Genomic DNA, 13,236 nt, shown 5'->3' with positions numbered 1-13,236 from the left:
ACCAAACAGTAACCCTACAGCTCAGGTGCGAGTCTTAATATTTGCCCGCTATCCGTAGATAAATAAATGAATCCATCAGATCCCTGCTTTACTTGTCTAAAACGCTCTTCTAAATCTTCCAAGAGCTTTTCTTCCCTAAGCATTTTGCGGTTTTCATCCATTACGACGCGGTGGAGATGGCTTCCTGACAAGGTTGCCAGAAACAGGTTTCCTTTGAATTTAGGAAAGGCCGATCCTTCGTACACCATCAGCCCAGAAGGACTGATTGAGGGCGTCCAATAAAACAGTGGCTGCTGCATTCCTTCTTTTTTAGTCGTTCCAATCGACGGCCCCCAGTACTCTTTTCCATAGGTGATAACCGGCCATCCATAATTCTTCCCTTTTTCAATCACATTGACTTCATCGCCTCCGCGCGGTCCAAACTCTGCTTCCCAAAGTGTCCCCGATGAATCGATCACCAGCCCCTGAGGATTTCTGTGCCCATAAGACCAAATTTCAGGAAGAGCGGATTTGTTGCCAACAAATGGATTGTCTGCCGGGGCCTTTCCTTCTTTGGTAAGCCTTAGCACTTTCCCCTGGTGAGTGTCTAAATCCTGAGCGCGGTCTCTTTTATTGCGCTCGCCTACTGACATAAAAATAAATCCGTCTTTATCAATAACAACGCGAGAGCCGAAGTGAATCCCACCTGAAGCAATGGCCTTTGATTCAAAAAGCTTTGCTCCTTCAATTTTTTTCTTATCTGCTGAGAGCTTCCCTTTAAACAAACTTGTCGTCGCTCCGCCTTTGACCGGCTCTGAGTATGTCAGGTAAAGAGCATTGTCTTTACTATCGAAGTAAACATCTAAAAGCCCTCCTTGCGAGTCGGTAAAAACTTTGGGAGCTCCGGCAATTTCATGAGTCGCTTTCGTCTTTACATTTAAGTAACGAAACTTTCCATCGCGCTCACTAAAAACCATTTCATCGGGACTTAAGAAATCAAAACCCCAAATGACATCTTTGCCGGTAAAAAGTTTTTCAACCGTAAACTTTTGCCCCTCAGAGGTGTATGTTTTTGCCTGAAGTGCACTTGAAAAAAGAGCGAGCAGTAAAATAATTTTTTTCATTACGGTAGTCCATTCACGTTAGGCTTTAAAGTACAGAAGGCATAAGAGAAACCACGCAACCAAGCTAAGAAATAAATTTCTTTTGTCTCAATATTCTGTCTTGCCCAGTAAACGAGGGCCGGGTAACCCTGGGCATCTTCCACATGTGCCGTGGCCGATGTCGGATGCCATGTGATTCGCCCCGCTTCAATCCAATCCGGGCTCATTTCTCTTTTTGCATCTTCCAGTGACCAATCGGCCATATCATTTTTTTCACCAAAAAACTGCAGCACCGGCGACATATAGGCCCCTTTGGCGTCAGTATTTAAAAGCATTCCAATATAGTGAGTAGTATCCGGATCCAATGAAGGAGAAAGATGGTTACACTCTCCTGAATACATTCCTGGGATAAATTTTGGGGCCGTCTGTGTGTTTAGGAAAGTCGAATACATCGTTTCCATTTTTTCCGTGCAGCCATCGTAACAGGCATTCTCTAAAATTTCAGGTGCATCCCAGGCAAAAGCTTTAAAGCTCGTCAAAAGTGCAAGTAAAACCAGTGCATTCTTCATAAATTCCCCTTTTAAACTTTTAAGGTAAATGACAATTTATCTTCGCTGATACCGTTAACTTTAATGTTCCAAAAATGCTGACCACTATAATAAGTTCTCGTAGTCACCGGCTTGAGTGGGATATTAAATTCAACTTTCTTTTTTTCTTTTGGAAGAAGCTCAACACTTTTTCCTTTAAAGCACTTTATGTTGTGCTTATTGTTTGCCTTTAACAGATGCACTTCGTGATCCAGGATAACTTTTAATTTTTTTGCGCCCAGATTTTGAAATTCAACTTCTACTTTAAGGATTTTTCCCAAATCGACTTTCTTCGTCAAAATCTTTTGCGAGATAACTTTCACTTTCCCCGACTCTACACCGTGAAGTTTAAATGCCTGCGGGTGACCTTTTTTAATCAAAGTCCTGCTAGCGTGACGAATAATCCAGTTGAGATTTTTATCTTCTGCATTTTCTTTCTGCCATTCCAAGAGCTTCTTCACCACCATATCCGGATGATTTTTTGAATGGTCATTTAAGTGATTGGCCACTGACTTTCTGACATACTCTTCATCATCATGTTTTAAAACTTCTAAAAGATCCCAAGTGATCGACGGGTCCTTCACGAAGCTTGGAAGTTTTTGTCCCCAAGGCAATAATGGGCGCGATCCTTCACTAACGAGTCGTCTGACATGGACATTATCGTCTTTCACCCATTTTTTAAAAAACTTGAGCGTGCGTTTTTCATCGGCCAGGAAAAAAGCGCGAACCGCCCATTCTCCGGTAAAAACTTTCGTCATCTCTTTTAAAACATCCATCGACAGATCAAATTCGTCCAGTCCAAAGCGCGCTACGTATTCCGTGAGCGGCCAGACAGAAAAACCTGAAAGACCAATAGTGTCTTTATCATTTTGCTGAATAGCTCCCTCTAAAATTTTCAGGGATTTTTTCTGATCAGCAGGCAGATTTTCTTTGAGTCTCATCGCAACGAGAATCACACGCTCTTTGAGTTCAAGCGGTGCAAGCTCACTAGCGATGTCTTTAAGGAATTTTTTGTGGTTAAAGTCAGGATAGTTTCTAGCAATCGCTTTCGCAGTTTGTGAAACGACCTTCTCATTTATCATATTCTTGAATGGTTCCATAGTGGCTAAATTATAGTAGAGAAAAAAGTGTACGCAAAACGGGGTGCACAATATACATTCACGCCACTTCTGTCATTGAAAGCACTCATACTCCATGTTTAGAATTCTTTAACAACAACTGGAGATCTTTTTATGAAAAAAACATTCTTCCTCTCTCTTCTGATGGCCCTTTCACTTAAAGTCGTCGCAGAGTCCATCGACACCACTCCAGAGCGCGGAGAACTTGGCAGCCAGGTAAAAGTCGTTATGTACGGCGATTACCAATGCCCGTTTTCTGCCCGCGGGAATAAGACGATCAACGAAATGTCAGCAGACATTAGAAACGACTTCTCTTTTAGCATGCGCCACTTTCCGTTGGAGTTCCATGAGTACGCCCGCTACGCTCACAAAGGATCAATTTGTGCCAAGGAACAAGGGAAATTCTGGGAAATGCACGACGCTCTTTTCAGCATTAAATACGGAAGCTTTAATCCCAAAACTATTGATGGACTTGTAACAAAACTTGATTTAAATCTACCGGCATTCAAAAAGTGTATGACATCCAAAGAGGCCGAAGCCATTCTCAACCGGGACATGGAAGAGGCAAAAAAGCTCAAGATTTCAGCGACACCGACTTTTGTTATTATAGGACCTAAAGGACAAAAAATATTAGCAGGCGCTTATCCGGCCGAAGAATTCAAGAAGGCCATGAAAGAGGTCCTGGATTAACTAAAATGGAATGAGATGATTATCAAAGAGTATGTAGAAAACCTGTATCAAGCCACCGGGCTCCTTTCATCTTTTGAAAGACGTAAGGGCCTGGTGATAGAGATGCAGAACCTAGAAAACCAAACGATTCACTGTTTCACTTGCCCCGGCACCTGCTGTACATCACAGGCCAACTCCATGCAGATCACTCCGATCGAAGCCCTGGAGATCTTAACTTCCCTCAATATCGACACCCTCTCCAAAGAAGAAATCAACGACCTTAAAAAACGCATGCAAGACAATATTCAGTCTTACCGTTTGAATGTCGAAATCTATACTGGAAAAAAACACTCACAAGACCTGCGCAAAACCTATACGTGTCCTTTTTTTATGAATGGCTCTAAAGGCTGCGGACTTTCCCGCGCCTCTAAACCTTACGGCTGTCTGGGATTTAATCCTAGAGTCAGTGATGATAATGGAAAATCTTGTACATCCAACATTTCACTACTGTCTGAGCGCGATGATCATTTTTTAGAAAAAGAAAACCTGGCCAATCAAAAGATTAGAGATGAATTAAAAATTTATTGGGGAAAATTGACAATACCTCAAGCGCTCTTGGATATTCTGAATAAATTGTATGCTTAAAAAATAGAAGGAGGAGGTGTCCCTGCTAACCTCCCCCCTATATGCTAAAAGTGTTTTACTTAAAAAACTACTTTGTCGCTGCTTCTGTCGTCGCTGGTGCGCTAAGTTTTTCTTTTACGCATGACTTAAGTTCTTTTTTAGTTTTCCCTTCAGCTTTACAAGCTTCAACTGCAGCTTTTCTAGCTTCTTTGTTAACGTGAGCTTTTGTTCCAGCAAATGATGCTGTAGATAGAGTTAGTGCAAGTGCCATTAGAAGTGCGTTTCTCATAAAATCTCCTTTTAGATTTAAGTCTTAAAACCATTAACGTTTTGTTGAATGATTTTGTTCTATGGACTCATGATCACATGGGAGAATTAAAGAAAGATTTAAAAGAGATTAATTAATTTTAATCTCTTTTAATCCTCATTTTATGAATGAATTCGGTTAATTAGGGTCAGAGCAGGATGCCTTTAAGAAATAGGCTCGCCACAGTAAAATAAATGACTAGACCAGTTACATCGACTAAAGTCGCAACAAATGGTGCAGATGAAGTCGCGGGATCGAGTCCGATTCTTCTTAAAAAGAATGGAAGCATTGATCCAGCAAGAGTTCCCCAAAGAACAATTCCAACTAAGCTAAATGAAACTGAAAGAGCAACTAACATATAGTGCTCTCCATAGAGAGTTTCTTTTCCTGGCCATAGTAAAATTCTTAGAAGACCAATTAAACCTAAAATGACACCTAAGCTTAATCCGGAAACTAACTCGCGAGAAAAAACTCTCCACCAGTCTTTTAAGCGAACTTCACCTAGTGCCATCGCACGAATAATAAGTGTCGTTGCTTGTGAACCAGAGTTACCACCTGAGCTAATAACAAGCGGAATGAAAAGAGCAAGAACAACGGCCTTGGCAATATCGTGCTCGTAGTGGCTCATTGCTGTTGCCGTAAACATCTCACCTACGAATAAGGCCATCAGCCATCCGGCGCGTTTTTTAATCATTGATGGAAGACTGATATCAAGGTACGGCTCACCTAGAGCTTCCATCCCCCCGATCTTGTGAATATCTTCTGTCGCTTCTTCTTCGATAACTTCAACCACGTCATCTACGGTAATGATCCCTTTCATCACGTTGTTTTCATCAACAACGGGAATGGCCAGGAAGTTGTGGTTAGAAAATGTTTTGGAAATGGATTCCTGATCTTCATCCTGAAGGACTGTGACCAGGTCAGTGTTCATATTTTCCTGAACGGTACTTCCCGCTTTTGCCAGGAAAAGTTCACGTAGGGAAATAACCCCAAGAAGCATTTGCGTTCTATCTAAAACGTAGGCGTAGTAAATGGTTTCAATCTGCGATTTCGATTGAGCACGCAGGTAACGGATCGCCTCTTCTACTGTCATTTCCGGACGAAGACGGGCAAAACGAGAGTTCATCAAACCCCCGGCCTCATCTTCTGCGTAAGCAAGAAGGGCCTTTACTTCAACCAGGGTTGCGTAATCCAGGTAACGAAGAGCTTCGGCCTGAGTTTCTTCACCCAGGTTCTGAATTAAATCGGCAATATCATCCGGGGCCAGAAGTCTGATCCACGAACGCTTTTCCCCGTGCGGAATCTGTTCAAAAATTTCTGCCTGATAATCGCTGGAAAGGTTAATGAAGAGTTCTTCCTGGTCAATGCGACCAAGCATTGCAAAAACTTCTTCACGTTGAGCGTGCGTCAGCGTCTGCCAGTTATCTAGCAAGTTTTCTAGTGAGAAATCGTCGTTGAGTAGAGTTGTTTCCATTTAAGCACCATAGTATCAAAGTCAGTCGGTGAATCTTAAGTGGAGTTTAGAGTCTGATGGTAATTAGGCCTTACACTCCACTGAGCTTTTCAATGCAAATGTTCCCTTGGGATCTTCGTCCATTTTCTTAGCCTCAGTTAGTGTTAGTAATATTTATGCAAAATCTAATCTCACTCTTTCTAAATGGCAAACACTTTTATAAGATCGGCCCGCCTATGAGTAAAAAAAACAGACTTAATACCGCTGGGAAAATCCAGGAGCACCTGAAAGATTTGAACCGCTGGAGCCTTTACAAAAAAGGAATGTGCGAGACGTGCGAGGGACTCTGCTGTTATATGCCTGTAGAAATTAAAACGGCTGACCTCATCCGCATGGGAGTCCTAGATGAGTTTCATTTAGAATTGTCACTGAAGGAACAAATTAAAGAGGCCTTAAAACATCCCGGGGTCACCCGTTACACACCCTCAACTGAGAAATTCACCCTGGCCCAAAAACCAGACAGCTCGTGCTTTTTCCTGGACGCTCATAAAAGATGCACCATCTATGACAAACGCCCGGACACTTGCCGAAACCACCCTAAGATCGGGCCTCGCCCCAATTATTGTGCTTACATGAAAAAAGAGAACTAAGAGTTTTTGTACTTATCGCGGCAGGCTTCGGACTTGGCCTTATATGCTTTCTCCAGACTCAGGTTCCCCTGACTTCTTGCGGCCATGGCCATTAATCGGTAATAAAGAAAACGGTAACGGTTTGAGATTTCTGTTTCGGGCATGGCCAGCAGTTCTTTTTCTACGGCTTCAAATTCAAAGGCCAGGAGTCTATCGACTTGCTCCAGAGCTTTTTTACTTTCTACTGGTGACTTCAAATCTTTTAAGAAAGACTCCATCGCCTCCTTAAATTGAACTTCTTTGACGATGGCCGAATCTTTTAGGGCCTTATCAAATTGCTCTTCTACAATCAGCCTTCCATAAAAGCGCCCGTCCCAAACTAAAAGGGACTTAATGTATTCCGGGTCGCTGATTGTTTCATAAGCGCCACCACAAATCTTGCAGGCACTTAGTTTTTTATCCCCAGTCATTTCTCCAAAGCAGCACTCTTCACAGGCCGAAGTCACCTCCATATCATCCGGGTGGTGAAAGTAGCGAATGTTATGAAGCAGTTCATGGAAGACGACCCCTTGAAAGAAAGCAGGCTTCTCTTTGAATTCTTTATTGCCCATATTTGAAAGATAAATATAAGGGTGTCTACGAGAAGAACCTGGACTTGACCCAATGGCATAGGCCGTATCAGGAAGAGGTTTATCGCACTCGAGTTTTGAGAGATTTGATTTATTGGAAAGAAGTTTTTGAAAAGACTCTAGGTCTCTTTTTACATTTTCTCCACGCTCTTCACGCTTCATGCAAGAGAGTCCTCTTACTAACATTTTCTGAAAAATGACTGCGATTTCTTTTTGCGGATAAAGCTTAAAACAACTCTGATCAACCGCAATTCCCAGTCCCAATTCATAATAGCCCTGGGCATTTTTCTTAGAGACTAACGCTTTGGAATCCAGGACAAAATCAAACCCCAGGGATTTTAAAATCTCCTCATCCGTCTGCCCTTGTGCATAGAGGGACGACGTACTTAAAAAGTAACTAAGGATAAGCGCCACTAAAGGGTGTTTAAACGTCCGAAACATGATTTCTTTTCGGCTTTATTTTCAATATCTTAACCATTCTTTAGAAGCCGGTATAAATCATTAAAATTTCTTTCAGGGGGCCATTTTAAAAGCCTCTTCTTTGAGCTAATCTGCCCCTCATATGGAAAACAAGCGCGATTTTATTTTTGTCCAAGGGCCAAACTACCACATTCAAAGAAGACGTGAGATTCTCGCACGCCATCCGGAAGTCAGAGATCTTTACGGTCCTTATAGATTGTCTGCTCTTTACATTGTTCTTGTTGTTTCATTTCAATTTGCGATTGCTTATTTATTGAGAGACCAGGCCTGGTGGGTTATTGGTCTTGTCGCTTATCTTGTTGGTGCTTTTGCCAACCACTCTCTTTACGTTATGATCCACGAGTGCACGCACAATGTGGTTTTAAAATCTGCCTTCGGAAATAAAGTGATGGGAATCGTTTGCGATTTCCCACTCGTTCTTCCTTCCGCCATGGGTTTTAGAAAATATCACATGATTCATCACAAACATTTAGGTGAATACTCTTACGACCCGGATATCGTCAGCTACAGAGAAGGACGCTTCATCGGAAACTCTGCCATCATGAAAGCGCTATGGCTGATGTTCTTTTCTCTTTCTCAGGCGCTTCGTCCACTAAAAGTAAAATTTTATAAGCCACTTAACGTATGGATGATCATTAACGGACTAGTTAACGTTGCTATCAACGTGGCCATTTATATTTATGTGGGACCGGCCGCTTTCTGGTACCTTGCCTTCTCTACTCTGTTTGCTTTAGGTCTTCACCCGTTGGGAGGAAGATGGATTCAAGAGCACTTCATTACAAAAGAAGGTCAAGAAACATACAGCTACTACGGGCCACTTAATAAACTTTGCTTCAACATGGGTTACCACAATGAGCACCACGATTTTATGAACGTGGCATGGATCAACCAACCAAAGATTAAAAAAATGGCACCAGAATTCTACGATTCACTAGCAAGCTATGATTCGTGGACGAAGGTTCTTTTTAACTTCTTGTTCAATAAGAAAATGGATTCATTCACTAGAATGGTTCACCCAGACCGCCACCCAAAAGCGGCCGTAGATAACGAAAAGATTCTTTACTCTAAAGAAGTGATTGAGACTTTTTACTAAGTCTCATTTTTGTTACCTAAACGAATTTTGCTTTTCTCCTAAAGTTAATCAATAATAGGATTAATCACATCAAGGAGGATTGTCGTGTTTCAAAAAATTGCACTAGCTTCACGCCTATTGTTAGGTCTTATGTTCACCGTCTTTGGATTAAACGGTGTCCTACTTTCATTCTTAGGTAAGGGTTTCATCCCAATGCCACCACCTGAAGGCGTAATGGCGACAATCATGGCCGGCTTCATGGCCACAGGCTACATCCTGCCTCTAGCATTCCTATGCGAGCTGCTGGGCGGACTAACTCTTCTTTCAGGACTATTTGTTAATGCTGGGATTATTTTCCTGGGACCAGTGATCGTAAACATCCTGGGGATTCACCTTTTTGCTGAGCCAACAGGACTTCCAATGGCGATCGTGGTGGCCGTACTCTTTGTCATCGTTGTGAAATCGAGATGGGCATACTTTAAACCAATGCTTAATATGCGATAGAAATAAAAAGGGCCTCACTCGAGGCCCTTTTTTTATAATGCTTTTCCATTGAAAGATTCTTTATTTAAAGATCTTAAAAATAAAAGAAGCTCTTCTTGCCTTCCTTTGGCGATTTCTTTACAGCTCTCGCTGATACATTTTTCGGCCATAGATTTAGCAAATGTATTAAGAATGCCCACTGTCGGGTTGAGTGTTGAATCACTTGTCCCTTCTTCTTGAGTGATGGCCAAAATTCTTGTAACACCAATATTTCCAAGAAAATCTAAAACATCAGCATCGCGGAAAAGTTGTGCTGCTTTATTTGTTGGAGCAGCTGTGTAATAAGTGTGCCCTAAAATAATTTCTTTCACGAGTGCCCATTTCTCCATTGGGAAACCTGCTTCATTTAGAAGATTTTGTGCCAGTTCAGCTGAGCGAACGGCGTGATCCACACCTTCAACTTCATAACCTTTTAATCCACCCAGGTCATGCAGGAAACTGGCCGCAAAAAGAACATCGAGATCAAGCTCTACTTTTTCTTTTTCAGCAAGAATTTTTGTCACTTGATAATTGCGTTCAGCATGTGAAAGACCCCAAGATGGATGGCGGACATTTTTCTTGGCGAAATCATAAATGGCATTCTTCCATGATGAATCAATTAAAATTCCAGTCGGCGTTGCTTTAATTTCATTTGAATCTACTAAATTGATTTCAAGCGAAGCGAGTTGAGGAATTGGCCTTCCACCTGATGGTCGTGATGGTGGGCAAGTTGGTCTTGGTTTTGGCAGTTCACATTGCCCAGGCAAGCAACCAATGGCGGCCATTGCTTGAGAGCTGCAGATAAGAACAAGCAAACATAGTGTGGTTTTCATAGTTATCCCCAAATAAAGTTTGGATAACTTTGCCTTATGAGGAGAGAGATGAATGTTGATAATTTTCTATTTAGATGTGGAGATTAATCAACGGCTTTACAAAACGGCATCTGTTCCAAATGCCTCTTAAACCATCCAGTCAACAGCGCTCTTCCACGCTTGTCATTCTGGCGAAGTGGTCCCCAAAGAAGAATGCGCTTACCAAAAAGCTGGCCTTTTAAATCGCGACGAAGAAGTTTTCCCGAAGGTGCCGGTGCTCCTTTAATTTGCCAACTCATAAGCTTAACCGCGCAACGAAGATGTGCCGCCGGATCAGCGATTTCTTCAGGAGTCAGCCCACACTGCTCTCTTCCTGTTCTTTTAGAGAGCTGAACAAGGCCGTAGTTGCCGTGCCCACCTTTAGGTGCTTTTGAACGAGCGAGTGGATTAAAGGCACTCTCTGCGCGTGTGAGACCAGAAAAGAAAACAATCCAGAAATCTTTTTTTGCTTCCAGATCGTCAGTCTTATTAAAACCAGGACAGCCCAACTCCATTAGATCGGCGTGATCTAAATTCTCCGAGAGCATGTTCGAGTTTTCTTTTTGATCCAGCTCCAGCGAGATGGCTTCGTTCCATTCATTGTTCCATGAATGCTTTTTAAATGAGTCGATCTCTACTTTGGCGTGGAGTGCTCCACTAAACAAAGCGAGAAGGATGAGGCTTAACTTCATCCTTCCATATTGCCGTAACGCACACTTTTTTGTCTAGTATTTTGAGTTCTGAAGCTGAGTGACAGGAAATGATAGGTCATTTGCTAAGTTTTCATACTCAATGAGCGTAGTTGGGTCCATCGTTGGTTGGCGAGACATGATCCATAATGATTTTCTGTTAGTTGATCCAACCATGACAGTGTCATAACCTTCGCCTAATTTGATGATCACATACTCACCTTTCACACGGAATAATCTCGTCCAGAAATTATCAAACGTCACAACCAGACGAGCATTGTTAGGAGCATCCTGAATCACTCCCTTTCCTCTGATGTCTTTTGTTTTGCCATTTTCTTTATAACAGACGTTATGAACACTGATTGTTTTTTCGTTCACAATTCCATACTCCGCCGATTGCCCTTCACAGTTGCGAGTAAAAAATTGAGGGAGCGATGAAATCACATACCACTTGCCAATGTAGCGAGCGACATCAACGTCTTTTGCCGTTGGCAAAGGAGATGGCTTGAGCGGAACATCGACAGCAAAAAGATTAAACGAAAAAATTAATCCAGTGATTAAAAATAATGAACGCATAATTGTCCTCCCGAACTATAGACCGTTAACTATAGATTCAAGAGCAAGATAAATGCCATCGTAATTGTCGCTTCCCGGAATGTGGATAAAAGTCGCTGAAGTTTTTTTATCAAGTGTGTAACATAGAGTTTTATAAAGCAGGTCATTGCAGACATACTCGCCTGCACTAGTTGAGAGTTTCATTGGTGTATTGGAAGCTTTCGCTAAATCCAAGATTTTTTCCACTGGCACTGTTGTAAAAAGCCCATCTGGCCCTTCTGAATCAATCTTTGATGAGAGAATCTGTACACCATCGTTGTCTGGAATGCGGGCATCCACCCAGTTAATTCCAATTCTTTCAACTGTGAGTTCTTTGCGATTTTTCGCCAGCCCAGTCATCACAATAATATCGGGGCAAAATTCATCACAAACTTTTTTTAAAGCGGGAAATGCGCCTTGAAATGTCACAGGTAAAACAATTCCTCGGAGTATGCGCTCTTTTGTTTGGTGAGGCATTGATTTTGCTACCATCCAATTAACCCAATCACCTGAAGGATTAGTTGGATCCTGGTCGAATGGAAGAAAACCAGTAATTAAAATTTTTTTTGCCATTCCTATCCCTTAATTGGTTACTTAACGCTTCTGGTAATTTGGTGTTGTCTTGACCTATCCGTTCTTAGTGTCTAAAAACAGAAGCCTTTTATTTTTTGGAGACTTCATGAAATTCACACTCTCTGCACTTATTCTAACTCTTTCATTCGCTACTTTCAACGCAAAGGCCGCAGTTTGGGAAGACACTCAATCATGGTCCCTTGAATACGAACAAAAGTATATCGACTGGGTTTCAAGTATCGCTGTTCGCGAAAAAATGTTTACTGATAAAAATTCTCCTTACTATGGAGTCAACACGGACTGTGCTGACACTGCATATGCTTTCAGAGCAATCTTTGCTTTTGAAAACAAACTTCCTTTTGCTATCACTAACCCATCAGGGTCTCGTGAACCAAGCAAGACTTTAAACAACCGCACAAATAAATTCGACTACGCCGGCCCGGAAAACAAAAGGGTTGTGGCGCTTATTACTGAAATCGGAGACAGCGTTGGGACAGAGAACCTAACTCGTTTTGATACATTCCCTATGGCGATTAAATCAATCACTCCTGGCTCTCTTTTCACTTACAAGATGAAAGCGAGATTTGGAAAATTCATCCGCCACACTTACAACATTAAAGGCATCAACCCAGTAGGGACATTTGATGTTATTTACTCAACTCAAGCAAACCACGAAAAGAAAGGTGATCTTCTAAGAAGAAGAGACCGCGAATTTGAAAACCTGCCAAATGATCCATGGGGATTTAGAAAATTCAGATGGCCTGAACACATTGGAAAAGACTTAAGCGCGATTCCTGCTGAACTTGGACCTTCGACAGAGCAGTACACACTCGCTTCACAAATGGATACGAGAACATTCTTCAAATACGTAGCAAAGTCCCTGGCAACAACAACTGAAACATCTGGAGACCGCTTAAACAGATTATTCAAAGCTGTTTGTCAGGAATCTCAAGCGCGTATCGAATACGTCAACGAAGCACTGGAATTCTTAAAACAAACCAACAACGCTTGTATGGACTACCAGAAGTTTGATGCTTTCTCGACTCCAGCTCGCGATGGCGCACTAAAAGAGATGTACTTGAACTTGAAGCAAGCTTTTGTAGATGCAAAAACTCAGAACTCTGGTGACCCGCAAATCCTGGCCTTTGCTGATTACATTTTTAACAAAAAAGGTGCCGTTCAAGCTGAACTACAGGCAGCTTGCCCAATCAACTACCGCGCTGGAATGACTATTGATATCGGTGCACTTTGGAGTAGAATGGATGCGGGAAGACTTTCAAGTCATCCAAACGATATCGTCACTGTCCGTTGGGGAGAAGTGACAAGTCCATTAACAAAGTGCAAGCGTTGGTACTAA

General features: G+C 42.1%; 16 protein-coding genes. 6 read left to right on the top strand and 10 right to left on the bottom strand.

The window, feature by feature from the left end:
• Positions 1–14: 14 nt before the first annotated feature.
• The 3 genes from C0V70_RS05390 to C0V70_RS05380 are packed head-to-tail and all read right to left on the bottom strand — an operon-like array spanning position 15 to position 2,769.
• Positions 15–1,103 (bottom strand): PQQ-dependent sugar dehydrogenase, encoded by a 1,089-nt coding sequence (locus tag C0V70_RS05390; protein ID WP_102242849.1) that lies wholly within the window; start codon positions 1,101–1,103, stop codon positions 15–17.
• Positions 1,103–1,651, bottom strand: coding sequence for a hypothetical protein (locus tag C0V70_RS05385; protein WP_102242848.1), 549 nt, complete (start codon positions 1,649–1,651; stop codon positions 1,103–1,105). The genes C0V70_RS05390 and C0V70_RS05385 overlap by 1 nt, the downstream gene beginning before the upstream one ends.
• Positions 1,652–1,662: 11 nt before the next feature.
• Positions 1,663–2,769: a DNA alkylation repair protein gene (locus C0V70_RS05380; RefSeq protein ID WP_133566721.1), complete on the bottom strand. Its 1,107-nt coding sequence runs from the start codon at positions 2,767–2,769 to the stop codon at positions 1,663–1,665.
• 132 nt (positions 2,770–2,901) lie between these two features.
• Between C0V70_RS05380 and C0V70_RS05375 the strand changes: the two genes are divergently transcribed.
• Complete coding sequence (locus C0V70_RS05375; RefSeq protein WP_102242846.1) at positions 2,902–3,477, top strand: DsbA family protein; 576 nt, start codon at positions 2,902–2,904, stop codon at positions 3,475–3,477.
• A 15-nt stretch (positions 3,478–3,492) separates the two neighbouring features.
• Entirely contained in the window at positions 3,493–4,101 is a 609-nt protein-coding gene (locus C0V70_RS05370; protein ID WP_102242845.1) for a hypothetical protein, read from the top strand.
• Positions 4,102–4,168: 67 nt separating this feature from the next.
• Here C0V70_RS05370 and C0V70_RS05365 read toward each other — a convergent pair whose 3' ends face one another.
• Both C0V70_RS05365 and mgtE read right to left on the bottom strand, forming a co-directional pair.
• Entirely contained in the window at positions 4,169–4,369 is a 201-nt protein-coding gene (locus C0V70_RS05365; protein ID WP_102242844.1) for a hypothetical protein, read from the bottom strand.
• A gap of 166 nt (positions 4,370–4,535) precedes the next feature.
• Positions 4,536–5,861 carry a magnesium transporter gene (mgtE, locus tag C0V70_RS05360; protein WP_102242843.1) on the bottom strand — a complete coding sequence of 442 codons (1,326 nt, stop codon included), beginning with the start codon at positions 5,859–5,861 and terminating at the stop codon, positions 4,536–4,538.
• Positions 5,862–6,076: 215 nt separating this feature from the next.
• Here mgtE and C0V70_RS05355 point away from each other — a divergent pair, with 215 nt between their 5' ends.
• Positions 6,077–6,490 carry a YkgJ family cysteine cluster protein gene (locus C0V70_RS05355; RefSeq protein ID WP_102245451.1) on the top strand — a complete coding sequence of 138 codons (414 nt, stop codon included), beginning with the start codon at positions 6,077–6,079 and terminating at the stop codon, positions 6,488–6,490.
• Here C0V70_RS05355 and C0V70_RS05350 read toward each other — a convergent pair.
• Positions 6,487–7,539, bottom strand: a complete 1,053-nt coding sequence (locus C0V70_RS05350; protein ID WP_102242842.1) for a hypothetical protein — start codon at positions 7,537–7,539, stop codon at positions 6,487–6,489. The two genes, C0V70_RS05355 and C0V70_RS05350, sit on opposite strands and share 4 nt — an antisense overlap.
• 121 nt (positions 7,540–7,660) lie before the next feature.
• Here C0V70_RS05350 and C0V70_RS05345 point away from each other — a divergent pair, with 121 nt between their 5' ends.
• Positions 7,661–8,671, top strand: a complete 1,011-nt coding sequence (locus tag C0V70_RS05345; protein ID WP_102242841.1) for a fatty acid desaturase — start codon at positions 7,661–7,663, stop codon at positions 8,669–8,671.
• A gap of 84 nt (positions 8,672–8,755) precedes the next feature.
• Complete coding sequence (locus C0V70_RS05340) at positions 8,756–9,154, top strand: hypothetical protein (protein ID WP_102242840.1); 399 nt, start codon at positions 8,756–8,758, stop codon at positions 9,152–9,154.
• A gap of 32 nt (positions 9,155–9,186) precedes the next feature.
• Here the strand turns inward: C0V70_RS05340 and C0V70_RS05335 are convergent, their stop codons facing one another.
• The 4 genes from C0V70_RS05335 to C0V70_RS05320 all read right to left on the bottom strand — a co-directional run bounded on the left by C0V70_RS05335 (position 9,187) and on the right by C0V70_RS05320 (position 11,879).
• The gene (locus C0V70_RS05335) at positions 9,187–10,005 is read right to left on the bottom strand and encodes an HD domain-containing protein (RefSeq protein ID WP_102242839.1); all 819 of its coding nucleotides are present in this window, start codon (positions 10,003–10,005) and stop codon (positions 9,187–9,189) included.
• An 83-nt stretch (positions 10,006–10,088) separates the two neighbouring features.
• Complete coding sequence (locus C0V70_RS05330) at positions 10,089–10,715, bottom strand: lytic transglycosylase domain-containing protein (RefSeq protein WP_102242838.1); 627 nt, start codon at positions 10,713–10,715, stop codon at positions 10,089–10,091.
• 33 nt (positions 10,716–10,748) lie between these two features.
• Positions 10,749–11,288, bottom strand: coding sequence for a lipocalin family protein (locus C0V70_RS05325; RefSeq protein ID WP_102242837.1), 540 nt, complete (start codon positions 11,286–11,288; stop codon positions 10,749–10,751).
• 15 nt (positions 11,289–11,303) lie between these two features.
• Entirely contained in the window at positions 11,304–11,879 is a 576-nt protein-coding gene (locus tag C0V70_RS05320; RefSeq protein WP_102242836.1) for a pyroglutamyl-peptidase I, read from the bottom strand.
• A 106-nt stretch (positions 11,880–11,985) separates the two neighbouring features.
• On the opposite strand from C0V70_RS05320, the gene C0V70_RS05315 reads away from it, so the two are divergent.
• Positions 11,986–13,236 (top strand): hypothetical protein, encoded by a 1,251-nt coding sequence (locus C0V70_RS05315; protein WP_102242835.1) that lies wholly within the window; start codon positions 11,986–11,988, stop codon positions 13,234–13,236.

Source organism: Bacteriovorax stolpii, from assembly GCF_002872415.1.
Taxonomy (GTDB): domain Bacteria; phylum Bdellovibrionota; class Bacteriovoracia; order Bacteriovoracales; family Bacteriovoracaceae; genus Bacteriovorax; species Bacteriovorax stolpii.
Note: the sequence above shows the minus strand (reverse complement) of the source record. Positions and strands in the feature narration are given on the sequence as shown.

Excerpts from the sequence above, each read along its gene's own strand:
- C0V70_RS05390 (WP_102242849.1), bottom strand. The coding sequence starts at position 1,103 with ATGAAAAAAATTATTTTACTGCTCGCTCTTTTTTCAAGTGCACTTCAG.
- C0V70_RS05385 (WP_102242848.1), bottom strand. The coding sequence starts at position 1,651 with ATGAAGAATGCACTGGTTTTACTTGCACTTTTGACGAGCTTTAAAGCT.
- C0V70_RS05380 (WP_133566721.1), bottom strand. The coding sequence starts at position 2,769 with ATGGAACCATTCAAGAATATGATAAATGAGAAGGTCGTTTCACAAACT.
- C0V70_RS05375 (WP_102242846.1), top strand. The coding sequence starts at position 2,902 with ATGAAAAAAACATTCTTCCTCTCTCTTCTGATGGCCCTTTCACTTAAA.
- C0V70_RS05370 (WP_102242845.1), top strand. The coding sequence starts at position 3,493 with ATGATTATCAAAGAGTATGTAGAAAACCTGTATCAAGCCACCGGGCTC.
- C0V70_RS05365 (WP_102242844.1), bottom strand. The coding sequence starts at position 4,369 with ATGAGAAACGCACTTCTAATGGCACTTGCACTAACTCTATCTACAGCA.
- mgtE (WP_102242843.1), bottom strand. The coding sequence starts at position 5,861 with ATGGAAACAACTCTACTCAACGACGATTTCTCACTAGAAAACTTGCTA.
- C0V70_RS05355 (WP_102245451.1), top strand. The coding sequence starts at position 6,077 with ATGAGTAAAAAAAACAGACTTAATACCGCTGGGAAAATCCAGGAGCAC.
- C0V70_RS05350 (WP_102242842.1), bottom strand. The coding sequence starts at position 7,539 with ATGTTTCGGACGTTTAAACACCCTTTAGTGGCGCTTATCCTTAGTTAC.
- C0V70_RS05345 (WP_102242841.1), top strand. The coding sequence starts at position 7,661 with ATGGAAAACAAGCGCGATTTTATTTTTGTCCAAGGGCCAAACTACCAC.
- C0V70_RS05335 (WP_102242839.1), bottom strand. The coding sequence starts at position 10,005 with ATGAAAACCACACTATGTTTGCTTGTTCTTATCTGCAGCTCTCAAGCA.
- C0V70_RS05330 (WP_102242838.1), bottom strand. The coding sequence starts at position 10,715 with ATGAAGTTAAGCCTCATCCTTCTCGCTTTGTTTAGTGGAGCACTCCAC.
- C0V70_RS05325 (WP_102242837.1), bottom strand. The coding sequence starts at position 11,288 with ATGCGTTCATTATTTTTAATCACTGGATTAATTTTTTCGTTTAATCTT.
- C0V70_RS05320 (WP_102242836.1), bottom strand. The coding sequence starts at position 11,879 with ATGGCAAAAAAAATTTTAATTACTGGTTTTCTTCCATTCGACCAGGAT.
- C0V70_RS05315 (WP_102242835.1), top strand. The coding sequence starts at position 11,986 with ATGAAATTCACACTCTCTGCACTTATTCTAACTCTTTCATTCGCTACT.